Origin of the sequence: Kineosporia sp. NBRC 101731 (assembly GCF_030269305.1) — a bacterium.
GTDB lineage: Bacteria > Actinomycetota > Actinomycetes > Actinomycetales > Kineosporiaceae > Kineosporia.
Window position 1 is genome coordinate 142050 of record NZ_BSTC01000016.1, and the last position, 21121, is coordinate 163170.

The window sequence follows — 21121 nt, forward strand, 5'->3', positions numbered from 1 at the left end:
GTTATGGTCTGGGCGTGCCGGTGCCCCAGATCGAGACACCGGCCGCCCCGAACCAGATCCTGCAGGTGGTGGCCAGCGCGGCGATCATCACCTCGGCCCTGGCCACGGTCCGCCCACTCGGTACCTCCGGATGGGCGCTGGCCGCCGCGATCCTGCTCCCGCTGAACTGCCTGTTCCTGGCCCTGCGTCATCTGCCCGCCCGGGTTCTGCCCGACCGGCCGGCCGTGATCTGGCTGGTGGTGGCGGCATTCGCGGTCGCCGCGCTGATGGCCGCCGCGGGTGAGGGCACGGCCTATCTCTTCGCCTACTTCCTCGCCGGGCACGCCGGGCTACGGCTGCAGGCCCGCCCGGCGGCCCTCGTCGCGATCCTGATCGGGTGCCTCACCGCCCTGGTGCTGCTCACCGGGATCGGGCCCGGAGGCAGCGAGATCCCCTGGCTGGTGGGTCTTACCACCGGGCTGCCGGTCCTGATCGGCATGGTGAACCGGTCGCACCGCCAGGCCCTGAGCTCCGCCCTGGAAGCGGCCCGGTCGTCCGAACGGGCCGCGAGGGCCGAGGCCCGGTCGGTGCTGCTGGCCGAGCGGGCCCGGATCGCCCGGGACGTGCACGACGTGCTCGCGCACTCGCTGGCCGGGGTGAACATGCAGCTGGAACTGGCCGACGCATTGCTCGATACCGGCGATCTGGAACGGGTGCGCGCGGCCACCGATCGGGCCCACAGCCTGGTGAAAGAGAGCCTGCAACAAGCGCAGTGGACGGTGCACGCGCTGCGCGAGGACACTCTGCCGCTGCTCGACAGCCTGACGGCGATGCTCGACTCCTCCGGCCATCACGACGCCCTCATGGTCACCGGCGAGGTGCGCGAGATACCGGCCGCCGCCGTGCAGAACCTGCTGCGGATCGCACAGGAGGCCCTGACCAACGCCGCCCGTCACGCCCCGGGAGGGCCCGTGCACCTGGAACTTGACCACCGGCCGGGCGAGATCGCCCTGACGGTCACGAACGGGCCTGCTACCAGGGCGATCACGAACGGCACAAGCAGTGGGATGGGTTTGGTGGGCATGCGTGAGCGGGTGGCGCTCCTGCGGGGGACGCTCACGGCGGGGCCGGTCACCGACGGCACCGACGCGGGTGGCTGGCAGGTCGCGGCCGTGGTGCCGGCATGAGCGCGATCCGGGTGGTGGTGGCCGACGACCAGGCCGCCGTGCGGGAACCGCTGGCGGCGGTGCTCGACCTGTCGGACGACATCGACGTGGTGGCCGCGGTCGCCGACGGTGCGCAGGTGCTTCAGATCCTGGCCCGGGAACCGGTCGACGTGGTGCTGATGGATCTGCGGATGCCCGGCCTGGACGGGATCGAGACCACCCGCCGGCTGAGCGAGGAGTACCCGGACGTCGCCGTGGTCGTCCTGACCACGTTCGCCGACGACGAGTCGATCCTCGCGGCGCTGAGCGCCGGGGCACGGGGTTACCTGACCAAGAACTCGGGTCGGCAAGACATCACGCGCGCCATTCGCGCGGCCTCCGCCGGCCAGTCCGTGCTCGACCGGGCTGTCCAGGACCGACTGCTGGCGAGCGTCCGCAAGGCTGTGCAGACCACCGAACCCGAGGTGCCCGCCGACCTGACCCCGCGCGAACGCGAGGTCTTCGCCGCGATCGGCCTGGGGCTCTCGAACCGTGGCATCGCCGAGAAACTCTTCATCAGCGAGGCCACGGTCAAGACCCACATCAACAACCTGTTCGCCAAGGCCGGTATCCGCGACCGGGCCGAGGCGGTGCGCCGGGCGATCAGCGCGGGACTCGCCTAGGGCGTGAGCTTGGCGCGGAGAGTCGCCAGGATCGATCCCTGGCTCTTGACCAGCTTCGTCGCGGCGGTGTCGAGGTCGAACCAGCCGGCCCGGTCCATCTCCGGGAACTCCTGGATGTTGCCCGAACCGCGCGGCCACTCCATCTCGAAGAGGTTGCTGGAGAAGGTGGAGACGTCGTGGTCACCGTGCACCGCGAACGTCGTGATCACCTTTCCGCTGGATGTTTTCGTGTCGCCCAGCTCCAGGTAGGGCCCTTCCGGGGAGGGCGAGCCCATCTCTTCGTGAAACTCCCGCCGGGCCGCGGTCAGGGCGTCTTCCCCGGGCTCGAACAAGCCCTTGGGGATCGACCAGGCGTGATCTTCCTTGTGCGCCCACAGCGGCCCGCCCATGTGCGCGATCAGCACCTCCAGATCGCCGTTCGGGTCGAACCGGTAGACCAGCATTGCCGCGCTTCTCGTCACCACGGGCAGCATCATGCCCGACCGGGCCCCCGGAACGGTGCCCCGACGCCCGGCGTTCAGCTCCTGCGCACGTACCAGCAACCCGTGGACACCGTGCGATAACCCAGCCGCTCGTACAGCGACCGGGCCGGCGGCGTCGACACCAGCACGGCGGGAAGATCCGGCCGGGCGACGAGCATCGACGTCAGCAGCGTGGCCCCCAGCCCCGACCCCCGGTGCTGAGGCAGGCTGGCCAGCCAGTAGGCGCCCAGGCAGTGGCCGTCGTCGTAGCTGACCCCGGCGGCCACCGGATCGCCGTCCCGCAGGGCGAGCCAGGTCTGCCAGCCCGGCCGGTCCAGTACGTGCGGCGGGAAGAGCTGTCCGGGCTGCAATTCGGGCCGGGGGAAACCGTCGATGATCACGCGGTCGGCCCGGGCCAGGTCGGTCCCGTTCGAGACCTGGACGACCTGTGCGCCCGGCCTCACCTCGACCGGTCCGGCCGGCCGGGTCATCACCGGGAGCGGGATCATCCGCACACCCTCCGGCATCCGCACACCGCCGACGCCGAACGGGTCCCAGATCGCGTTGCGCGCTCCCTGCACCGGGGTGTCGAGCAGGTCCTCGATCCGGTCCGGTGACAACGGCCTGCGGGTGTTGATCTCGGCGCCGCTCGTGGTCAGCCGCGAGAACACGTCGTCATCGTCGGGCAGTCCGGCCGTGGGCAGATCCATCGCGCTCCAGCGGGCCGCGGTGTTCGCGGCGTGCAGCCAGACAGCGGTGTCGCTCATGGTGCGTGGTTCCTTCTCATCAATGGTGGACGTCGGTGAGCGCCGCTGTGGGCGGCTCACGGGCGGCTTCGGTGGGCCTCCAGGATCGCGTGGGTTCGGTGTTGTCCGTTCACTGGGGCATGATCGGGTGCGTGGGATCTCGGAACACGGTGCGGCGGATGGATGCGCACGCCCGGAAACAGGTGGACCAGGGAACGGCCGAGATCGTGCCCGACCCCGAGCGCCCGGACTCGTTCACGCTGCTGGTGGAGGGCACGGCCCAGTCGCACGTCGACCTGGCCGACCCCGCGCGGCTGGACTTCGAGTACATGCGCTGGCTGGGGTTCCTCATCGACGTCATCGGTGAGGGGGCCGGGCAGCCGATCAACGTGCTGCACCTGGGTGGGGGAGCGTGGACCCTGCCGCGCTACATCGCCCACACCCGGCCCGGCTCCCGCCAGCGCGTGGTCGAGATCGACGAGCCCCTGATCGAATTCGTGCGGGAGCACCTGCCCCTGCCGAAGAACGCGAACATCCGGGTGCGGGGCGGCGACGCCCGCGAGGTGCTCACCGGACTGACCGACGACAGCGTCGACCTGATGATCGTCGACGTGTTCTCCGGAGCCCGGATCCCCGCCCACCTGACCTCCGCCGAGTTCGTCGCGCAGGCGGCGCGGGTGCTGCGGCCGGGCGGGATCTACGCGGCGAACCTGGCCGACGGTCCGGGCCTGCACTTCGCCCGCAGCCAGGTGGTCACCGCGCAGACGGTGTTCACCACCACCGCGATCGTGGCCCAGCCCCCGGTGCTGCGCGGCCGCCGCTTCGGGAACCTGGTGCTGGTCGCGGGAAACCACAGCCTGCCACTGCCGATCCTGGCCCGGCGCACCGCCTCCGACGTGTTCGCCGCCCGGGTACTGGCGGGCAGCGACCTGGAGAAGTTCGTGGCCGGCGCCCAGCCGACCACCGACGACTTCGCCCAAGCCTCCCCGGAACCCCCGACGGGCCTGCTGAAGGGCTGACTGTCGGCCCGAGAGCACCCCCCAACCTTCCGTGATCATGCAAAACCTCCCCAGGGTTCTAGAACTGTGCAGTCAAGAGTTCTAGAACGCCGGGGAGGATTTGCATGATCACGAACAAGGAAGAGAGGGGTTAGAGGGGTTGCCAGGTGGGGCGGTTCGCCCAGATGTCGGCGTAGTACTCGCGCAGCCGCAGCCCGGCCGCAGCCTCCTCGTCGAGCAGCACCGTGGCGTGACGGTGCAGCTGCACGACGGACGCCGGGCAGGACGCCGACAGCGGGCCCTCGAGCGCCGCGGCCACGGCGTCGGCCTTCCCGGCGCCGCCGGCCAGCATCAGCAGGTGGCGGCTGCGCCCGATCGTGCCCAGGCCCTGCGTGAGTACGTGCTTCGGTACCTCGTCGAGGGAGTTGAAGAACCGCGCATTGTCTTGCCGGGTGCGGGCGTTCAGGGTTTTCGGGCGGGTCAGCGAGGTCAGGGCCGAACCGGGCTCGTTGAAGGCGATGTGCCCGTTCGAGCCGATCCCGGCGATCTGCACGTCGATGCCGCCGGCGTCGATGATGGCCTGCTCGTAGCGCTCGCACTCGGCGATCAGGTCGGTCGCCGTGCCGTCGGGGCCGTGCACCGAGCCGGCCGGGATGTCGAGCGGCTCGGTGACCTCCCGCTGGATCACGGCGGCGTAGCGCTCGGGGTGGCCGGCGGGCAGACCCACGTACTCGTCGAGCATGAAGGCCCGGGCGTGAGCGAAGTTCAGGCCGCCCTTGTGCCGGCGCGTCAGCTCTTCGTACAGCGGGCCGGGAGTGGAGCCGGTGGCCAGGCCCAGTACCGGGTCGGGCCGGCGGGTGACCAGCTGCTCGATGATGTCGGCGGCCAGCGAGGCGGTGTCGGTGGCGGTGGGCAGAACAATGACTTCCATCAGACCGGGGTCCTCTTCAACGCGATTCAGGCTGTCAGATCGGGCTGGAGCACCGTCTCGGGCTCCGGGATCGAGGAGCCCGGCGGGGTCCGGGCCAGCAGCGCGGCGCCGATCGCGGCCACCGGCTGATCGCCCGGCACCACGGAGAGTCGTGCGGACAGGTCGAGCCCGCGCAGGAACTCCGAACCGGTCGCCTGCTTTTCCAGGGCGTGGGCCACGGCGTGCCGTAACGGCTCGCCCACCTCGGCCACCCCACCGCCGAGCACGACCAGGTCGACGTCGACCGTGAGCGCCAGGAGCCGGGTGGCGGCGGCCAGGTAGCCGGCCACCTCGTCGCGCAGGCTGGTCGCGGCCGGGTCACCGGCCTCCGCCGCCGCGAAGAGATCCTGTCCGGCGGGCAGGTCGCTGCCCTCGCGGGAGGTCCAGCGGGCGGCGATCGCGCTTCCCGAGGCCACCGACTCCAGGCAGCCGCGTTGCCCGCAGCCGCACAGCGGGCCGGTCGGGTCGACCGGGATGTGCCCGATCTCGCCGGCCGCGCTGTGCGGTCCCCTCCGCAGCTCGCCGTCCAGGACGATGCCCGCGGCGATGCCGGTGCCGATGCTCAGGTAGGCCATGTCCACCCGGCCCAGCCGCAGATGGGCCGCGGCGCCCAGAGCCGCGGCATTCACGTCGTTCTCGACCACCACGGGCAGGTTCAGCCGGCGGCCGAGCCGGTCGGCCAGCGCCAGCCCGCCGGGGCCCACCCCTAGGTTGACCGCGTGTGTGATCTTGCCGTTCTCGGCGTCGACCAGCCCGGGGATACCGATGCCGACGCCGCTGAACCAGTCGTCGGGCCGGGCCTCGGTGTCGCCGGACAGCGCAGCCGCCAGCGCCCGCAGCGCCCGGGCCGCCGTGTCGACCACGCCCTCCGGGCCGAGACCCGTGTTCAGTCGCACCGATTCGACCACCCGGGCCCGTCCGTCGGGGCCCGTGATGTCGACCGCGACGGCCAGCACCTTGGAACCACCGATGTCGAGGCCCGCCAGCAGACGGCTCACCGGACACGTCCCGGCGCGCTCGCACCAGTCAGAACTTCCGCGGCTGCGCGCAGACTCACCGACGATCCTCCGTACGTCCAGATTGCTACCGCCCCGGGCAGTCCCGTGGGCGCGCCCGCCGCATCCACGACCGGCCAGCCGGTCTCGACCGTGATCAGGTCCGGGCGGGCCCGGGCGATCCGATCCAGCCGGTCGGCGACCCAGGCGTGCCGGTGCGCGTCGCGCACCAGGGCAACCAGGGGCCGGTCGCCCGCCTCGGCCAGAACGGATTCCAGATCGTCGGCGGGGGAGAGGGAGCGTTTCTCCGCCTTCTCCAGCGGTAAGGTCCACGGTACCTCACCCGCGGCGATCCCCGGAGTGACGTGAAACTCAAGTAGCAGAGCGTGTTTCAGGTCAAGAGGTTCGTCCGGACCACGCACGAACACCGCCCGCCGGGCAGCCTCGAGGTCGGGGTCGGTGATCGGTTCCGCGACCTCGTCCGTCGTCGGCAGGGTGCCGGACCGGACCGCACCGACCAGGGCGTCCACCCGGGCGGCCGCGTCGGCGAGCCGCTGCGCCGGAAGGCGGCCGTCCGCGACCGCGGCGACCACGTCGTTGACCATCCACGCCAGGATCGGCTCCATCTCACCGGGAGCCCGCTCCGGGCCGACGCACAGCAGGTCGGCACCGGCCGCGAGAGCCGCCACCGCGGCCCTCCCGGGGCCGCCGTAGGGCTTGGCCACACCGGCCATGTCGAGGGCATCGGTGACGATGACTCCCTCGAAACCCATCTCGTGGCGCAGAATATCGAGCACTGCGGAGCTGGTGGTCGCCGGGTTGGCAGGATCCAGCGCGGCCAGCACCACGTGCGACGTCATCACCGCCGGGACCCCGGCCGCGACTGCGGCCGCGAACGGCACCAGCTCGCGCGAGCGGGCCGTGTCCAGGTCGATGTCCAGCCGCGGCATCGCCAGGTGCGAGTCGGTCACCGTGGCCCCGTGGCCGGGAAAGTGCTTGATGCAGGCGGCGACTCCGGCACTGTGCAGGCCGTCGTCGAACGCGTTCACGTGCCGGGCGACCAGATCGGGCGTGGCGCCGAAACTGCGGACCCCGATCACCGGGTTGTCCGGCTCGCAGTTGACGTCGGCCACAGGCCCGAGATCGAGGTCGATCCCGATGGAACGCAGCCGTTTTCCGATGCCGGCGGCGACCGCGCGGGTGAGCGCGACATCGTCCACCGCCCCCAGCACCGCGTGCCCGGCGGTACTGCCGCCGCGCCGCGCGTCCAGTCGGGTGACGTCGCCGCCCTCCTCGTCGAGGGTCACCAGGCAACCGTTCGGTGAGCTCTTCTGCACCTGGGCCACCAGATCGGTGGCCTGGGTGTCGTCCCCGGTCAGGTTGGTGCCGAACAGGCACACCGACCCGACCCCGGCGGCCAGCCGCTCACGCATCCAGTCGGGTAACCGGGTGCCGTGGAACGACGGCATCAGCACCCGGTGTGCCTGATAACGGATATCGCTCATCGCTTGACTGCTCCCGCCACGAGTCTCTCGGTCATCCGGCTCTTGGTCTCCTTGGTGCTCATTGCTGATCGCCGGGGGAAGTGTTGCGGAATCTATGTTTTCAGGAGACGCCGAGCTCGCCGGAGAGGACGAGCACGGCGGAGCCGAGCAGTACGGCGTTCTCGTGGAGGGTGGACAGGCGTAGCTCGAGGGCGTGCCCGACGACCGGCAGCACGCGTCGGCGCACCGCGGTGGCGGCCGCCTCGAGGAAGGCGCCGCCGAGCAGGTCAGGCGGGCCGTTGAGCACGACCTCGCCGAGATCGAGTGTGCTGATCACCGGTGCGAGCGCGATGCCCAGGCTGGTGCCGGCCTTGGAAATTGCTTGCTGCCGCTCGGTTTCGGGAAGATCAGCGAGGCGGGCGCGGAGCCGGGGCACCGAGAGCATGCTCTCCAGGCAGCCGGAGCGGCCGCAGGCGCAGGGCGGGCCGGGCTCCTCGATGATCAGGTGCCCGATCTCACCGGCGGCGAAGCGGTCACCGCGCACCAGGGCGCCGTCGAGCAGGATGCCCGCGCCGACGCCCAGGCCGACGGTGAGCACCAGGACACCGCTGCGGGTGGCGCCCCCGAAACTGTGCTCGGCGAGGGCGGCGGCGTTCGCGTCGTTCGCGACATGGACCGGGCGGCCGAGACTCTCGTTGAGCATGCGAGCCAGGGGCATGCCCGACCAGCCGAGGTTGGGGGCGCTCAGCACCGTGCCCTCCGGGTCGACCACGCCCGGGCTGCCGACACCGATACCCAGCACCGGCCGGCCGGCCTTCTCCACCAGCTCACGGGCCAGATCGAGCGCGACCTGCGCCGCGCCCTCGCCCAGGCGGCCGTCCCGGGGGGCTTCGGCGGTCGCCAGCACGGTGCCGGCCAGGTCGAGCACGGCGCCGTGGAACATCACGTCGCGCGACAGGTCGACACTCACGATGTGGGCGGCGGAGGGGTCGAAACCGACCATGGTGGCTGGTTTTCCGACGCGGGCACCGGCCCGGGGGCCGAGTTCCACGGCTAGCCCCTCGGAGATCAGCTCGCTCACCAGAGCGCCGATCGTCACGGGGGTCAGCGAGGTGACCCGGGCCAGGTCGGCGCGGCTCTGCGGCCCGTCGCTGTAGAGCGACTGCAGCACCAGGGACCGGTTGTAGACCCGTGCCTGGCCGGGCATGACCTTGGTGGTCGGCCGGAGGGCTCGCCCCGGGGTGGCTGGCATTTTTTTAGTGAAGCGTCTTTATAAAACGACGTCAAGGCCTCGCGGGGCCCCAAACGAGTTCATTGTCCGTGGTTGGCGGTGACACAGTGAAATCATGGAAACGCTGTGTCACCGTTGGGGCGGGTATCGCCGGGCGGACGGCGACGAGGGTCGGCCCGTCGCCGTCCGTGGCCTCAGCCTGCCAGAGATCGGCAGCCCGTCAGAGAGCGGCCTGGATCGCCTCGGCCAGCGACGTGGTGGGCCGGCCCAGCAGGTTGGACAGGTCGCCGGTGCCGACGTGCAGCTCACCGTCGCGGATTCCGCGGTCGCAGTCGGCCAGGACCTCGGCGAACGGGCCGGGTACGCCGACGCCGGCCAGCATTTCGGCGTACTTGTCGGTGGGGAGGTTCTGGTACCGCACCTCCTTGCCCGACTGCTTGCTCAGCTCGGCGGCGAACTCGGTCAGGGTGAACGCCTCGTCGCCGCCCATCTCGAACACCTCGCCACCCTTGCTGCTCAGCAGCGCCTCGACGTCGGCGGCGGCGAAGTCGGCCCGGGTGGCGGCGCTGACCCGGCCGCTGCCCGCGGCACCGGCGACCACGCCGCGCTCCAGGGCGCCCGCGATCTGGTCGGTGTAGTTCTCCAGGTACCAGCCGTGGCGCAGCAGCACGACCGGCAGGCCGGAGGCCTTGAGCGCGGCCTCGGTGGCCAGGTGGTCGGAGGCCAGCTTCATCGTGGTGCTGTCGGCGCCCGCGATGCCGGTGTAGGCGATCAGGCCGACCTGGGCCGCCTTGGCCGCGTTGACGACGTTGTTGTGCTGCGGGATGCGGCGGCCGGCCTCGCTGCCCGAGATGAACAGGACGCGGTCGGCGCCGGTGAAGGCGGCGGTCAGGGTCTCGGGCTTGTCGTAGTCGATGACCTGGACGCGCACGCCCTGCTCGGCGAAGTCGCTCAGTTTCTCCACGCTGCGGCCGCCGGCCACGATGTCGCCGGCCGGGACGCCCTTCTTCAGCAGCTCGGTGAGAACGAGGCGGCCGAGCAGTCCGGTGGCGGCGGTGACGACGATGGTCATGGGTGATTCTCTCCCTGGCTGGGTGGCTTGTCATGCGGTCAAGGCGCCTGCTGCCTGCATGCTTCCCGATCCACAGTACCCACTTTCAGGTAAGGTACTGGCCAGTCGGAAAGTGATGAGGTGAGCAGGCATGACGGTCAGCACGCAGGCTGCGGTCGAGCTGGAGCAGATCTTCCCGGGCGGCCTGTTCCCGTCGGGTTGTCCCAGCCGCATCGTGCTGGACCACGTCACCAGCAAGTGGGGTGTGCTGGTGCTCGTCGCGTTGTCCGGCCGCACGCTGCGCTGGGGTGAACTGCGCCGCGCGGTCCAGGGGATCAGCGAGAAGATGCTCGCCCAGACCCTGAAGACGTTCGAGGCCGACGGGCTGGTGTCCCGCGAGGCCCTGCCGGTGATCCCGCCGCACGTGGAGTACAGCCTGACCCCGCTCGGGGACGAATTGGTGACCCTGCTGCGTCCGCTGCTGCTCTGGACCGTCCGTAACGCCGACAGCATGCTCAGCCCCCGCTGAGGGCCTTGGTCAGGCAGCCGGCCGCGGCCAGGGAGGCGACGGTGCGTACGTGGTTCCCAAGGGCCCAGCGGGTCCGGTAGCGCAGCCACCGTTGGGCCACGTCAGCCACGTCAGCCACGTCGGCCGCTTGGCCGGTGGACGGGTCGGCCCCGGCCAGGGCGTCGTTCAGCGGTACGTGGTGGACCACGGTCACAAGCACCACACCGGCCAGGTAGAGCACGGCCCCGGCGATCAGCCACACCCGGGTGCCGCCGGACGCCGAGCGGGTCGCGATCACCGTCACGGCGAGAGCGCCCGCGGCGGTACCGAACAGGGCGAGCATCAGGGGTGCGCGCACGGCGGCCGCGTTGATCCCGTTCATGGCGGCCACGGCCGGGCCCGGGCCGGCGCGGTCCAGCCCGGCCAGGACGAACCCGGAGAACGCGAAGAAGACGCCGGCCATCAGGCCGCAGCCCAGGGCGGTGAGGGTGACGACGATCTCGCCGGTACGGCTCAGTTCGCTCATGCGCTCCATTGAGCCCGGTCCGCTGAGCGTTTCCCATGGTCGTCAGGCTCATGCGCATACGCGATCGTCCAGAGTGGCAGCGCAGCGTGGTGTGGCGTGCCGGGGCACAGAGTCGGAGCACAGTGCCGGGGTACAGAGCCCGGCCGCATAGCGGGGCGTACCACGGGGCCGGATCGCGGGTGCTGGTGGGCGGAGCCTTTTGTTCGTGATCAGGCAAACTTTCCCCAGGAAAGTGCGCCTGATCACGAACAAATAATGACTGGTGAGGGGTGCCGGATGGACGGTCTGACCGCACTGCTCGACGGTCCCCGCGCCCGCGAGGCCTTCCTGCTGCGTTCGACCCTGAGCCCGCCCTGGTCTATCCGGGTGGCCGACGGGGCCGCGCTGACCCTGTGCACCGTGGTCTCGGGAACGGCCTGCGTGCTGCCCGCCGGGGGTGGGGTGCACCGGCTCGGCCCCGGCGACGTTGCGTTGTTCAAAGGGCCGCGGCCCTACACGGTCGCCGACAACCCTGACACCGCACCGCAGATCACGATCCTGCCGGGGCAGCTGTGCCGGGTCGGGCCCGATCAGGAGGGTGGCGAGGTCACTCCGATGGCCGATCTGGGCACCCGCAGCTGGGGCAACGACCCGGACGGCGACACCGTGCTCGTCACCGGCACCTACCAGCTGCCGGGGGAGACCAGCCGGCGCCTGCTCGACGCCCTGCCGGAGCTGGCGCTGCTGCCCGACCCCGGTCGGGGCGGCCCGCTGGTGGCCCTCCTGGCCGAAGAGATCGTGAGGGACGAGCCCGGGCAGGGTGCGGTGCTCGACCGGCTGCTCGACCTGACCCTGATCAGCGTGCTGCGGGCCTGGTTCGCCCGGCCCGGGGGCGGCGCTCCCGGCTGGTACACGGCCTACGGCGACCCGGTGGTCGGTCCGGCGCTGCGGCTGCTGCACGACGACGTCACCCGGGCCTGGACGGTCGAGGACCTCGCGGCCGAGGTCGGGGTGTCCCGGGCGGGCCTGGCCCGGCGCTTCCGCGAGCTGGTGGGCGAGCCGCCCATGGCCTTCCTGACGAACTGGCGCCTGGCCCTGGCCGCCGACCTGCTGCGCTCGTCCGACCTCACGCTCGAGGCGGTGGCCCGGCAGGTCGGGTACGGCACCCCGTTCGCGCTCAGCGCCGCCTTCAAACGGGTGCGGGGGGTGAGCCCGGCCGGGTACCGGATGTCGAACTGAGTTTGTCGGGGGTAGGTCATAGGGTTGCGAGCAGCCCAGATCGGGCGGAGCAATGAGATGGGACAGGTGACCTGCGTGAGCGAGATCTCGGTCGTTCTGGAGCGAGACGTCGTGGCCCCGCCGGACGTCACGTTCGACGCCCTGGCCGACTACACGATCATGCGGCCGAAGGTGCTGCCGGAGCAGTTCACCGGCTATCAGGTGACCGCGGGCGGTACCGGTGAGGGCACGCGCATCACCTACGACCTGCACGCCACCAAGAAGCGCACCCGGCATGTCGAGGCCGTCGTCACCGAGCCCCCGGCCGGGCAGCAGCTGCTGGAGTCCGACACCGGGTCCACACTGCGTGTGCTCTGGGACGTCGCTGCCGCCCCCGGTGGCAGCAAGGTCACCGTGCAGGTCAGCTGGCAGGGCGCCGGCGGTGTGAAGGGTTTCTTCGAGCGCACTTTCGCCCCGGGCGGCATCCGGCGCATCTACGGTGCGAAGCTCGACAACCTGCAGCAGCAGATCGCGGCCGACCCGGCGTGAGCACCGACACCGCGCGCGATGTCGTCGCTACGGTTTCGGGCACCGCGTTCGCCGAAGCCGCTCCCGACCGGGTGCGCCTGAACCTGCGGGTGCGGGTGGCGGAGTCGTCGGCCAAGGGCGCCACCGACACCTTCGCGACCGCCCTGGCCGCGGCCCGGGCGATGCTCGACGAGCTCGGGTGCACCTACTCGGTGGGCTCGGTGACGTCGTGGGAGGGCGGTAAGGAACGTCGCTCACGGCACCAGGTCTGGAGCGATCTGGTCGTCACCGTCGACGACCTGACCGTGCTGCCCCGGCTGGTCGAGCAGGTGCTCGAGGCCGACCGGCTCGAGGTCGGTCATCTTCAGTGGCAGCTCAGCAACCTGCGGGAACTGCGCCGCCAGGCCCGGGTGAAGGCGATCGCCGACGCCCGGGAGGCGGCCGACGACTACGCCGCCGCGCTCGGTTTGCGGGTGGGGCAGGTGCTCAGCGTCAGCGACCCGGAGACCAGCGGCATGCACCCGATGGCGGGCGGCCCGATGTTCGCGATGCGGGCCCGCGGCGCGGGCGCGGCGGAACGGCCCGAGATCGACCTGAGCAACACCGAGCCGGTGCGGGTGGAGGGCTCGGTCACGGTCTCGTTCCTCCTGGCGGGCTGATCAAGGTCACGGTACGGTCGCGGCAGAACATGTCACCACGACTCCCACGGACGGGGTATGAACATGACTGAGAACGTCGACTACAAGGCTACTTTCGACCTGATCGACGTCGACCACGACGGCCTGATCTCGGCCGCGGAGCTGAAGAACCTGATGATCGCGCTCGGCGGCGAGGTCAGCGACGAGATGGCCGAGCACGCCGTCACGGTCATCGACACCGACGGCGACGGTCTGGTCTCCCTGCCCGAGCTGGCCGACTACCTCGGTGAGAACGCGCCCCGATCTCCCCAGCCCTGAACCAGCCCTGAACCAGCCCTGAACCAGCCCTGAACCAGCCCTGAAACCGTTCGAGAGGGCCGCACCGCCGCCCCCTCGAACGGGTTCTGCTCAGGACGCCGCGGCGTGGGCCTGGGCCTGCTGGAGGTTGGCCAGCACCGTGTCGAGAACCGGCTTGTACACGTCCGGCTCGGTGTCGGCGAGTGTGCTGACGATCGTCGCCACCTCTTCGAGCGTGCCCACCGCAGCGGCGATCTCACCGGTCCGCACCTGCAGGGTGGCGAGGTTGTTCAGCGCTACCGCCAGCGGGTCGCGGTGCGGCTCCGGGTCCTGCACCGCCAGCATGCGCACTGTCGTGACCGCCTCGGTCATCGCCTCCAGCGCGCCGGTGTGGTCGCCCATCCGGAACCGGATGGTGGCCAGGCCGCCCAGAGCGCTCGCCGTGGGCAGCATCGCCTGGTCGGGCACCACGCTCTGCAGGAACGTGTAGATCTTCACCGCCTCGTCGAGGGACTTCAGCGCGGCCTCGTCGTCACCGGCCGCGGCCTGCTGGTCGGACATGGCCGTCAGCGCCAGCGCCAGGTTCGGCATGCCGATCGCCTGGTCCTTCTCGGTCACCTGACGCCAGATGCCCGTGGCCTCACCGATGGCCTCCAGCGCGGCCTGCGACCCGTCCGTGGCCGCCAGCACCAGGCTGCGGCTATAGAGAGCGTTCGCCAGTGCGTTCAACGACTCGGCATCGTCCTGGTCGTCCTGGCTGTCCTGGCGTCGCAGGTCGATGGCTTCGTCGATGGCCGCCAGGGCCTCCTGCGCACGTCCGGCGTCCGCGTGCTCGGCGAAACGCTCCTCCAGGATGCGTGCCTGCTCGAGATCCCGCTTGCCCACCCGCGCGGCTCCTTATTCACATTGATCAGGGGGGACAACGTATCCGGACGGGTGGGACAAGTGTCAAAAAGTGACGGTGCGTGAGCTGTTTCGGACTCAGTGGTGGGCCTTGAAGACCCAGGTCCGCAGCAGGGTGAAACGCAGCGCGGTGGCGAGCAGACTGGCCAGCACCAGCACGGTGATCTCCACGACGTGGTGCACGGAGCCGGTCACCGAGCCCAGCAACGCCAGGGAACCGCTGGTCAGGAGCAGGGTGAGCAGGAAGATGGCCATGCCCTGGAACTGGTGGCGCCACCAGCGGTGCGGGCCGTGCACACCGAACGTCAGGCTGCGGTTGGCGGCGGTGTTGCCGACCGTGGTGATCAGTAACGCGACCAGGTTCGCGGCCTGCGCCCCGATCCCGTAGCGCATCAGGGCGTAGAGGATGACGTACGCCACGGTGCTCATCAGGCCGACGGTGGCGAAGCGGATGACCTGCCCGGTCAGGCCCGGCGGCACACCGTCAGGGTCGACGGTGCGGCCGGTGGCCGAGATGTGGCCCCCGTCGGTGGAGACGGGCCGCAGCTCGGCCCGGATGCCGGCCAGGGGCAGCTCGCCGGAGGTGAGGGCCTTCGCCACGCGGGCCACGCCCTTGAGGTCGGCCGTGGCGGTGGCGACGATGTCGACGCGGCTGTCCGGGTCGTCCACCCAGTCCACCGGCACCTCGTGGATCCGCAGGCCGCTGCGCTCGGCGAGCACCAGCAGTTCGGTGTCGAAGAACCAGCCGGTGTCTTCGACCAGGGGCAGCAGGCGCTTGGCCACGTCACCCCGGATCGCTTTGAAACCGCACTGCGCGTCGGTGAATCCGGCGGCCAGGGTGCCGCGCAGGATCAGGTTGTAGCAGCGCGAGATCAGTTCGCGCTTGGTGCCCCGCACCACCCGGGAACCGCGGGCCAGGCGGCTGCCGATGGCCAGCTCGGAGTGCCCCGACAGCAGCGGCGCGACGAGGGGGAGCAGAGCGGTCAGGTCGGTGGAGAGGTCGACGTCCATATAGGCGAGCACGGTGGCGTCCGAGGCGCTCCAGACGGCCCGCAGCGCCCGGCCGCGGCCCTTCTGTTCCAGGTGCACGGCCTCCACCTCGCGGTAGCGCGCGGCCAGCCGGGTCGCGATCTCGAAGGTGGAGTCGATGCTCGCGTTGTCCGCGATGGTGATGCGGAAGCGGTAGGGGAACGTGCTGCTCAGGTAGGCGTGCAGGCGCTCGATGCAGGGCTCGATCCCCGCTTCCTCGTTGTAGACCGGGACCACGACGTCCAGGGCGGGTACGAGCACGGGCTGGTGGTGGGGCTGTGTCGCGCCGGCAGCCTCGTCAACCGGGCTGCCCTGGCTCTGGAACGTCTGGATCGCGGTCATGGTGGCAACCCTGTCGGCCGACGCTGGTATGTCGGTGGATCCCGGCTAGGCGTCTGCTGTGAGGGATTTCGATCACTGTGCGTCACACTCCGCCGTTCGGGTGAACCGGCTACCGGCACGCTTACTGCACTCGAACATACGTTCGATATTCGCTACCGTGAGATGCGCGGGTCGAGTTCGTTATGTCGGTATTGAGAAGATAACTGGAGAGAGTCATGCCCAGCGTGCCTCGGATTCGCCGCGCCACTCCGCACGGCCCGGTCCACCGCCTCGAGAAGGGGGAGGGGCTGCCGGTCGTGGCGGTCATCCGCTGGCACCACGGCATCAACCGCACCGTGCCCGCCACCGCCACCGCGTGGACCCGTGATGCCGTGGAGATCAGCTGGGAGCCGGACATCGGCGGGGGCCTGCGCTCCGACTGGGTGGCGGCCAGCGACGTGACCCGCGAGATCGATCTGCCGGATCTCGCCGACGACACCGCGCTTCCGCCGCACACCATCTCGGGTCAGTCCAAACGCCGCTGGTGAGAAGGTGTCTCAGGCAGACGGGGCGGGTGGGTCCCAGCCGAACAGGTAATCGCCGCCGGTGACGAGCACCAGGGCCTGCCAGGTGATGAACATCGGGAGTCCCCAGCGCAGCCACTTCTCCACGCCACCACCGGAATTGAGCCCCAGCCCGGCGTAGGACCACCAGGGCGCCATCGGGATGCCGGGCGGCCGTTCGCCGAAGATGAAGTCGGCCAGCAGATGTGACGCCCAGCCGAGGATGAGCGCCCACAGTGCCCAGGCGGCCTCCGGCGGCACGAACACGAGAACGGCCACGGAGAGCAGGGCGGGGATGCCCCACCAGTGGGTCAGTCCGCGGTGTCCGCCCGGTACCCAGTGCAACCACGACTGGTCGGCGTCCGGGCTGGTCCAGCCCGCGGCCGAGGCCGTCCCGATGACGGCCGACGCGGCGGCCTGCCAGAGGGGCGCCCCCGTGGCGGTCGACGTGGCGATGCTCACGGAGGCGGCGAAGAGTCGGTGCGTGCTGCCGTCCATGCCTAGTCGGTATCACGAAGGGCCAGGGAGAAATGGGGGACGCGCGGACTGGGCAAAGGTGACTTTTCTCCCGAGGGTGCCGGGTCGGGTCGATCGGGGATACTGCCGCGGTGTCCATCGAGCCGCCCGACCTGACCGGGCCGACCACGTCCACCGCATCGTCCACCATCTCGTCCACCGGATTCACCGAGTCCACCGACGCGTCCTCTGTTGCACCGGACCCGTTCTCGTCCACCCAGCCGTGGGCGATGCAGCTGGCCGTGCGGGACGAGCGGGCCTCGCGGCCCGCGCATCTGGCGGTCTGCGAGGCGGCCGCGAGCGCGGTGGTGACGCTGCTGACCGACCCGCGCAGCGCACCGGGTGGTGAGTGGTACCCGTTGGTGCACCACTGGGCGTCGGGGCCGATCCGCAAGGTGGTGCGCCGGGGCCGCGGTGTCACCTTCACCCGGATCCAGGAGCTCGCCGGGGCGGAGGTCGAGCACGCCGGGGCCCAGGTGCGGGCGTTCGTGCCGGGCCCGGTCGACCAGGTGCCCGCGGCGCTGGCCAAGATGCAGGTGGGCGGCACCGACATGCCCGGGCGGGGTGAGTCGTCGGCCCCGGTCGAGGGCGGGATCACCGTGGCCCTGACTCCGCTCACCCCGATGACGACGGGGAAGTCGGCGGCGCAGAGCGCTCACGCCGCGCAGCTGGCGCTGGGGGCGATGACCGATGATGAGCGGCTGCGCTGGGAGAAGTCCGGCTGGGCGGTGCGGGTGGTCACCCCCGACGCGGCGGGGTGGGCACAGGCCGTCCGCACCGCCCGGGTCGCCGTGCACGACGGCGGCTTCACCGAGGTCGCGCCGGGTACCCAGACGGCGCTGGCCTGGTGGTGACCCGTTGACTACCGGTCCTTGACCTCGTCCACCCGGATCACCGCGATCATGATCAGGAAACGGTCGACCGGGGACAGGCTCGGGGAGAGGCCGACCCAGTAGCGGTGAGTGCCGCTGAAGAAGCCGTGGACACTCCGCTGCACGTTGGCCATCACGACGGGTTCGGCGTCGTCGCTCACCACCTCGATGGCGTTGCCGTTGATCCAGCTCCCGCCGATCAGGCGCAGGTACCGGCCGTTCGCACCGAGGATGCGCAGCTGCGGCGGGCCGAAGAAGGCGCCGTCCACCTCGACCGAGCCGAGCGGTGTGCCCTGGATGTCGTGGAGCTCGGACCGGCCGGTGCCGGTGAACGACCCTTCCCTGACCATGTCGGCGGCCGAGGCGCCCTCGCCGTCGTACACCAGGTACTGGCTGGTGACCGCGTCGCCGAAGAACAGACCGGCGCCGGTGGTCTCCCGCACCACGGTGCCGACCCGGGCCCCTTCGGTGGTGGACAGCTCGTAGCCGCCGTCGCCGAGGAAGTCGGCGTTCTCCACGATCTCGAACTCGTCACCGGACTGAAGGGCCGCGGTGAGGGCCGGGGTGAGTCGGCCGGCCCGCGGGGGCGCCGGGGTGCGGGACACCGGGGTGACCGGGTCCGGGGTGCCCCAGACCGGTTGTCCTTGATCTGCCATCACGCGAGGTTAACGGGTGGATGTTCTCCGGTACCCGAGTTCGGATCTGCGGGGCACCCGGCGCCCGCCGCCCGAGGGTCCGGGTGGCGGGCGCCGGGGAGCCCAGAGCAGTTCACCTCGATCCCTTCGGGGGAGCGAGGCCGGCCGGGGTCCTCGGTCGTGGGCTCAGTGGCCCCGGGAGACCCAGGCGTCGTAGTCCTTCGACTCGGTGCCGATCGAGGTGGAGTCACCGTGGCCGGTGAGTACCTCGGTGTCGCCGGGCAGAGTCAGCAGCCGGGTCCGGATCGAGTCCAGGATCACCGGGAAGCTGCTGAACGAACGGCCGGTTGCGCCCGGTCCCCCGCAGAACAGCGTGTCGCCGCTGACCAGGGTGTTCAGCGCCGGCACGGACAGGCAGACCGCGCCGGGGGAGTGTCCCGGCGTGTGCAGCACCTGCACGGTGGTGCCGGCCACCTCGAGCGTCTGGCCGTCGGCCAGGGCCTTCGGCTCGTGGCCCGGGTGCACCACGTCCCACAGCATCCGGTCGTCGGGGTGCAGGTACACCGGGGCGTCCTGCCCGCCGGCGCCGGCGACCGCGAGGGCGGCGTTGATGTGGTCGTTGTGGCCGTGGGTGCAGACCACACCGACCAGCGTCCGCGAACCGATCGCCTCGACGATCGGTGCCGCCTGGTGGGCCGCGTCGACGACCAGTACCTCGTCGTCGTCACCGATCAGCCAGACGTTGTTGTCGACGTCGAAGTCCTGGCCGTCGAGCGAGAACACCCCGCTGGTGACGACCTTGTCGATCCGGAGCTGACCGCTCACAGCACGACCACCGAACGCAGCACCTGGCCGGTCTTCATCTTCGCGAAGGCCTCCTCGACGCCGTCCAGTGCGATCGTCTCGCTGACGAACTTCTCCAGCGGCAGCCGGCCCTGCAGGTGCAGGTCGACCATCGTCGGGAAGTCTCGGCTGGGCAGGCAGTCGCCGTACCAGGACGACTTCAGCGACCCGCCCCGGCCGAACACGTCGGCCAGCGGGAGCTCGAGCTTCATCTCCGGGTTCGGCACGCCGACCAGGACGACGGTGCCGGCCAGGTCGCGCGCGTAGAACGCCGTCCGGTAGGTCTCCGGGCGGCCGACCGCGTCGACCACCAGGTCGGCGCCGAAGCCACCGGTGAGGGCCTGGATCGCCTCGACCGCGTCGGTGGCCTTCGAGTTCACCGTGTGGGTGGCACCGAACTCGGTGGCCCACTGCAGCTTCGTGTCGTCCACGTCCACAGCGATGATCGTGCGGGCGCCGGCGAGCCGGGCCCCGGCGATCGCGGCGTTGCCCACACCGCCGCAGCCGATGACGGCCACGGTGTCGTCGCGGCCCACGTTGCCGGTGTTCAGGGCCGCACCCAGACCGGCCATCACGCCACAGCCGAGCAGACCGGCGACGGCCGGGCGCACGGCCGGGTCGACCTTCGTGCACTGGCCGGCGGCGACCAGCGTCTTCTCGATGAACGCCCCGATACCCAGCGCGGGGGAGAGCTTGGTCCCGTCCTCCAGGGTCATCGCCTGGGAGGCGTTGTGGGTGTTGAAGCAGTACTGCGGCCGGCCCCGCAGGCAGGCCCGGCAGGAGCCGCAGACCGCGCGCCAGTTCAGGATCACAAAATCACCGGGTGTGACGTCGGTCACGCCCTCGCCCACGCTCTCGACCACACCCGCCGCCTCGTGGCCGAGGAGGAAGGGGAAATCATCGTTGATGCCACCCTCGCGGTAGTGCAGGTCGGTATGACACACCCCGCAGGCCTGGATCTTCACCACGGCTTCACCCGGACCGGGATCCGGCACGATGATCGTCTCGACCGACACCGGCGCGCCCTTTGCCAGTGACACCACTCCACGCACCTGCTGCGCCATACTCGTCCGGCCTCCTAAGACAGTGATAGGGCAGTGATATTGCCCATGATGTTGTCCGTGTGACTTCCTGAGAGACCTTATGTGCTCGGGGCGTCATGGCGGCAGAGGTGGTTGCGAAGGATGCTCCGAGTTGCGCTATTCGCACCGTGCCATGGATGGCGCAGTCCGCCGGTGGTCTCCGGGGATCTCCGCTGATCGGTGGAGGGCGGTGACCCTGGCGGCGGTGGGCCGACTCGGGCACAATGATCCGCGACACGCGTCCGTGTGGACAGGTGCCGATGGTCCAAGTCCCGAGCTGAGGTCGTTGGGGAAGACGAACCTCAAACCGGGTCGAGGAGGGCCAGATGTCGGGTGCCATCACGCGAGGCGTGCTGTTTGTGCATTCCGCGCCGAGCGCGTTGTGCCCACATGTGGAATGGGCAGCGGGCGGCGTACTAGGGCTGCGCTTGTCGCTGGACTGGATAGAACAGCCGGCGGCGCCAGGGTTGTACAGGACAGAGCTGTCCTGGCAGGCACCGCAGGGTATGGGTGCACGGCTGACGTCAGCTCTGCGTGGCTGGGCACATCTCCGGTTCGAAGTGACTGAGGAAGCTAGTCAGGGGGTAGACGGCGGGCGTTGGAGTCATACCCCTGAACTGGGCATCTTCCATGCCGTGACGGATGTCCACGGCAATGTCATGGTGCCCGAGGACCGCATTCGCGCCGCGATGGAGATCGGCCACGCCGACCCCCTGCTCATGCAGCGCGAGCTCGACCTGGCCCTGGGCCGGGCCTGGGACGACGAGCTGGAGCCCTTCCGCTATGCGGGGGACGGCGCACCTGTGCGCTGGCTGCACCGCGTCGGTTAAGACACCACCGCACCACGTACGAAGGGCCGGTCCCCAACCCGGGGGGACCGGCCCTTTTCACGTGCCGTGACGTCTGCTGTGGTCATGCGG

25 protein-coding genes are annotated in these 21121 nt (G+C 70.6%); 11 read left to right on the forward strand and 14 right to left on the reverse strand.

The features are described 5' to 3' along the window. The first annotated feature begins 8 nt into the window (after nt 1-8). Both QSK05_RS31300 and QSK05_RS31305 read left to right on the forward strand, forming a co-directional pair. On the forward strand, nt 9-1166 hold the full coding sequence (locus QSK05_RS31300) for a sensor histidine kinase (protein WP_502879841.1): 1158 nt from the start codon (nt 9-11) through the stop codon (nt 1164-1166). Continuing rightward, nucleotides 1163-1807, forward strand: coding sequence for a response regulator (locus QSK05_RS31305; RefSeq protein WP_285600998.1), 645 nt, complete (start codon nt 1163-1165; stop codon nt 1805-1807). The genes QSK05_RS31300 and QSK05_RS31305 overlap by 4 nt, the downstream gene beginning before the upstream one ends. On the opposite strand, the gene QSK05_RS31310 is transcribed toward QSK05_RS31305, so the two are convergent. Both QSK05_RS31310 and QSK05_RS31315 read right to left on the reverse strand, forming a co-directional pair. Next, a complete protein-coding gene (locus QSK05_RS31310; RefSeq protein ID WP_502879842.1) occupies nt 1804-2280 on the reverse strand; it encodes an NUDIX hydrolase in 477 nt (158 codons plus the stop codon). The genes QSK05_RS31305 and QSK05_RS31310 overlap by 4 nt on opposite strands. 44 nt (nt 2281-2324) lie before the next feature. Next, nucleotides 2325-3035, reverse strand: coding sequence for a GNAT family N-acetyltransferase (locus tag QSK05_RS31315; RefSeq protein WP_285601000.1), 711 nt, complete (start codon nt 3033-3035; stop codon nt 2325-2327). A gap of 131 nt (nt 3036-3166) precedes the next feature. On the opposite strand from QSK05_RS31315, the gene QSK05_RS31320 reads away from it, so the two are divergent. Next, entirely contained in the window at nt 3167-4033 is an 867-nt protein-coding gene (locus QSK05_RS31320; RefSeq protein WP_285601001.1) for a spermidine synthase, read from the forward strand. 130 nt (nt 4034-4163) lie between these two features. Here QSK05_RS31320 and QSK05_RS31325 read toward each other — a convergent pair whose 3' ends face one another. The 5 genes from QSK05_RS31325 to QSK05_RS31345 all read right to left on the reverse strand — a co-directional run bounded on the left by QSK05_RS31325 (nt 4164) and on the right by QSK05_RS31345 (nt 9764). Continuing rightward, nucleotides 4164-4943: a glucosamine-6-phosphate deaminase gene (locus QSK05_RS31325; RefSeq protein ID WP_285601002.1), complete on the reverse strand. Its 780-nt coding sequence runs from the start codon at nt 4941-4943 to the stop codon at nt 4164-4166. 26 nt (nt 4944-4969) lie between these two features. After that, nucleotides 4970-5980: an ROK family protein gene (locus QSK05_RS31330; RefSeq protein ID WP_285601003.1), complete on the reverse strand. Its 1011-nt coding sequence runs from the start codon at nt 5978-5980 to the stop codon at nt 4970-4972. Continuing rightward, nucleotides 5977-7482 (reverse strand): glycoside hydrolase family 3 N-terminal domain-containing protein, encoded by a 1506-nt coding sequence (locus tag QSK05_RS31335; RefSeq protein ID WP_285601004.1) that lies wholly within the window; start codon nt 7480-7482, stop codon nt 5977-5979. Before QSK05_RS31335 ends, QSK05_RS31330 begins: the two co-directional genes overlap by 4 nt. A 100-nt stretch (nt 7483-7582) precedes the next feature. Next, on the reverse strand, nt 7583-8713 hold the full coding sequence (locus QSK05_RS31340) for an ROK family protein (RefSeq protein ID WP_285601005.1): 1131 nt from the start codon (nt 8711-8713) through the stop codon (nt 7583-7585). A gap of 199 nt (nt 8714-8912) precedes the next feature. Further along, the gene (locus QSK05_RS31345; RefSeq protein WP_285601006.1) at nt 8913-9764 is read right to left on the reverse strand and encodes an SDR family oxidoreductase; all 852 of its coding nucleotides are present in this window, start codon (nt 9762-9764) and stop codon (nt 8913-8915) included. Nucleotides 9765-9894: 130 nt separating this feature from the next. Here QSK05_RS31345 and QSK05_RS31350 point away from each other — a divergent pair, with 130 nt between their 5' ends. Beyond that, nucleotides 9895-10272: a winged helix-turn-helix transcriptional regulator gene (locus QSK05_RS31350; protein ID WP_285601007.1), complete on the forward strand. Its 378-nt coding sequence runs from the start codon at nt 9895-9897 to the stop codon at nt 10270-10272. On the opposite strand, the gene QSK05_RS31355 is transcribed toward QSK05_RS31350, so the two are convergent. After that, a complete protein-coding gene (locus tag QSK05_RS31355; RefSeq protein WP_285601008.1) occupies nt 10259-10777 on the reverse strand; it encodes an anthrone oxygenase family protein in 519 nt (172 codons plus the stop codon). The genes QSK05_RS31350 and QSK05_RS31355 overlap by 14 nt on opposite strands. Nucleotides 10778-11053: 276 nt before the next feature. Here QSK05_RS31355 and QSK05_RS31360 point away from each other — a divergent pair, with 276 nt between their 5' ends. The 4 genes from QSK05_RS31360 to QSK05_RS31375 all read left to right on the forward strand — a co-directional run bounded on the left by QSK05_RS31360 (nt 11054) and on the right by QSK05_RS31375 (nt 13458). Next, nucleotides 11054-11995 carry an AraC family transcriptional regulator gene (locus QSK05_RS31360; protein ID WP_285601009.1) on the forward strand — a complete coding sequence of 314 codons (942 nt, stop codon included), beginning with the start codon at nt 11054-11056 and terminating at the stop codon, nt 11993-11995. Nucleotides 11996-12070: 75 nt separating this feature from the next. Continuing rightward, nucleotides 12071-12523: an SRPBCC family protein gene (locus QSK05_RS31365; RefSeq protein WP_285601010.1), complete on the forward strand. Its 453-nt coding sequence runs from the start codon at nt 12071-12073 to the stop codon at nt 12521-12523. Then, nucleotides 12520-13161 carry an SIMPL domain-containing protein gene (locus tag QSK05_RS31370; protein WP_285601011.1) on the forward strand — a complete coding sequence of 214 codons (642 nt, stop codon included), beginning with the start codon at nt 12520-12522 and terminating at the stop codon, nt 13159-13161. Before QSK05_RS31365 ends, QSK05_RS31370 begins: the two co-directional genes overlap by 4 nt. Nucleotides 13162-13224: 63 nt before the next feature. Continuing rightward, nucleotides 13225-13458 (forward strand): EF-hand domain-containing protein, encoded by a 234-nt coding sequence (locus tag QSK05_RS31375; RefSeq protein WP_285601012.1) that lies wholly within the window; start codon nt 13225-13227, stop codon nt 13456-13458. A gap of 90 nt (nt 13459-13548) precedes the next feature. On the opposite strand, the gene QSK05_RS31380 is transcribed toward QSK05_RS31375, so the two are convergent. Together QSK05_RS31380 and QSK05_RS31385 are read right to left on the reverse strand one after the other, a co-directional pair. Continuing rightward, a complete protein-coding gene (locus tag QSK05_RS31380; protein WP_285601013.1) occupies nt 13549-14322 on the reverse strand; it encodes a tetratricopeptide repeat protein in 774 nt (257 codons plus the stop codon). 96 nt (nt 14323-14418) lie between these two features. Then, entirely contained in the window at nt 14419-15711 is a 1293-nt protein-coding gene (locus QSK05_RS31385) for a bifunctional glycosyltransferase family 2/GtrA family protein (RefSeq protein ID WP_285601014.1), read from the reverse strand. A gap of 215 nt (nt 15712-15926) precedes the next feature. Here QSK05_RS31385 and QSK05_RS31390 point away from each other — a divergent pair, with 215 nt between their 5' ends. Further along, nucleotides 15927-16238: a hypothetical protein gene (locus tag QSK05_RS31390; protein ID WP_285601015.1), complete on the forward strand. Its 312-nt coding sequence runs from the start codon at nt 15927-15929 to the stop codon at nt 16236-16238. A 9-nt stretch (nt 16239-16247) separates the two neighbouring features. On the opposite strand, the gene QSK05_RS31395 is transcribed toward QSK05_RS31390, so the two are convergent. Next, entirely contained in the window at nt 16248-16751 is a 504-nt protein-coding gene (locus QSK05_RS31395; RefSeq protein WP_285601016.1) for a metal-dependent hydrolase, read from the reverse strand. Nucleotides 16752-16861: 110 nt separating this feature from the next. On the opposite strand from QSK05_RS31395, the gene QSK05_RS31400 reads away from it, so the two are divergent. Beyond that, nucleotides 16862-17623: a hypothetical protein gene (locus tag QSK05_RS31400; RefSeq protein WP_285601017.1), complete on the forward strand. Its 762-nt coding sequence runs from the start codon at nt 16862-16864 to the stop codon at nt 17621-17623. 8 nt (nt 17624-17631) lie between these two features. On the opposite strand, the gene QSK05_RS31405 is transcribed toward QSK05_RS31400, so the two are convergent. From QSK05_RS31405 to QSK05_RS31415, 3 genes are all read right to left on the reverse strand, one after another. Continuing rightward, entirely contained in the window at nt 17632-18297 is a 666-nt protein-coding gene (locus tag QSK05_RS31405) for a hypothetical protein (RefSeq protein WP_285601018.1), read from the reverse strand. Between the two features lie 165 nt (nt 18298-18462). After that, nucleotides 18463-19101 carry an MBL fold metallo-hydrolase gene (locus tag QSK05_RS31410; protein ID WP_285601019.1) on the reverse strand — a complete coding sequence of 213 codons (639 nt, stop codon included), beginning with the start codon at nt 19099-19101 and terminating at the stop codon, nt 18463-18465. Then, nucleotides 19098-20183, reverse strand: a complete 1086-nt coding sequence (locus tag QSK05_RS31415) for an S-(hydroxymethyl)mycothiol dehydrogenase (RefSeq protein ID WP_352303287.1) — start codon at nt 20181-20183, stop codon at nt 19098-19100. Before QSK05_RS31415 ends, QSK05_RS31410 begins: the two co-directional genes overlap by 4 nt. A gap of 344 nt (nt 20184-20527) precedes the next feature. Between QSK05_RS31415 and QSK05_RS31420 the strand changes: the two genes are divergently transcribed. Further along, a complete protein-coding gene (locus QSK05_RS31420; RefSeq protein WP_214157210.1) occupies nt 20528-21031 on the forward strand; it encodes a DUF3145 domain-containing protein in 504 nt (167 codons plus the stop codon). Nucleotides 21032-21121: the final 90 nt, after the last annotated feature.

What these genes read in the sequence shown, in the direction of transcription:
- QSK05_RS31355 (WP_285601008.1), bottom strand. Translation starts at nt 10,777, where the DNA reads ATGAGCGAACTGAGCCGTACCGGCGAGATCGTCGTCACCCTCACCGCC.
- QSK05_RS31340 (WP_285601005.1), bottom strand. Translation starts at nt 8,713, where the DNA reads ATGCCAGCCACCCCGGGGCGAGCCCTCCGGCCGACCACCAAGGTCATG.
- QSK05_RS31390 (WP_285601015.1), top strand. Translation starts at nt 15,927, where the DNA reads ATGCCCAGCGTGCCTCGGATTCGCCGCGCCACTCCGCACGGCCCGGTC.
- QSK05_RS31405 (WP_285601018.1), bottom strand. Translation starts at nt 18,297, where the DNA reads ATGGCAGATCAAGGACAACCGGTCTGGGGCACCCCGGACCCGGTCACC.
- QSK05_RS31395 (WP_285601016.1), bottom strand. Translation starts at nt 16,751, where the DNA reads ATGGACGGCAGCACGCACCGACTCTTCGCCGCCTCCGTGAGCATCGCC.
- QSK05_RS31360 (WP_285601009.1), top strand. Translation starts at nt 11,054, where the DNA reads ATGGACGGTCTGACCGCACTGCTCGACGGTCCCCGCGCCCGCGAGGCC.
- QSK05_RS31420 (WP_214157210.1), top strand. Translation starts at nt 20,528, where the DNA reads ATGTCGGGTGCCATCACGCGAGGCGTGCTGTTTGTGCATTCCGCGCCG.
- QSK05_RS31375 (WP_285601012.1), top strand. Translation starts at nt 13,225, where the DNA reads ATGACTGAGAACGTCGACTACAAGGCTACTTTCGACCTGATCGACGTC.
- QSK05_RS31345 (WP_285601006.1), bottom strand. Translation starts at nt 9,764, where the DNA reads ATGACCATCGTCGTCACCGCCGCCACCGGACTGCTCGGCCGCCTCGTT.
- QSK05_RS31415 (WP_352303287.1), bottom strand. Translation starts at nt 20,183, where the DNA reads ATGGCGCAGCAGGTGCGTGGAGTGGTGTCACTGGCAAAGGGCGCGCCG.
- QSK05_RS31350 (WP_285601007.1), top strand. Translation starts at nt 9,895, where the DNA reads ATGACGGTCAGCACGCAGGCTGCGGTCGAGCTGGAGCAGATCTTCCCG.
- QSK05_RS31325 (WP_285601002.1), bottom strand. Translation starts at nt 4,943, where the DNA reads ATGGAAGTCATTGTTCTGCCCACCGCCACCGACACCGCCTCGCTGGCC.
- QSK05_RS31335 (WP_285601004.1), bottom strand. Translation starts at nt 7,482, where the DNA reads ATGAGCGATATCCGTTATCAGGCACACCGGGTGCTGATGCCGTCGTTC.
- QSK05_RS31315 (WP_285601000.1), bottom strand. Translation starts at nt 3,035, where the DNA reads ATGAGCGACACCGCTGTCTGGCTGCACGCCGCGAACACCGCGGCCCGC.
- QSK05_RS31305 (WP_285600998.1), top strand. Translation starts at nt 1,163, where the DNA reads ATGAGCGCGATCCGGGTGGTGGTGGCCGACGACCAGGCCGCCGTGCGG.
- QSK05_RS31385 (WP_285601014.1), bottom strand. Translation starts at nt 15,711, where the DNA reads ATGACCGCGATCCAGACGTTCCAGAGCCAGGGCAGCCCGGTTGACGAG.
- QSK05_RS31310 (WP_502879842.1), bottom strand. Translation starts at nt 2,280, where the DNA reads ATGCTGCCCGTGGTGACGAGAAGCGCGGCAATGCTGGTCTACCGGTTC.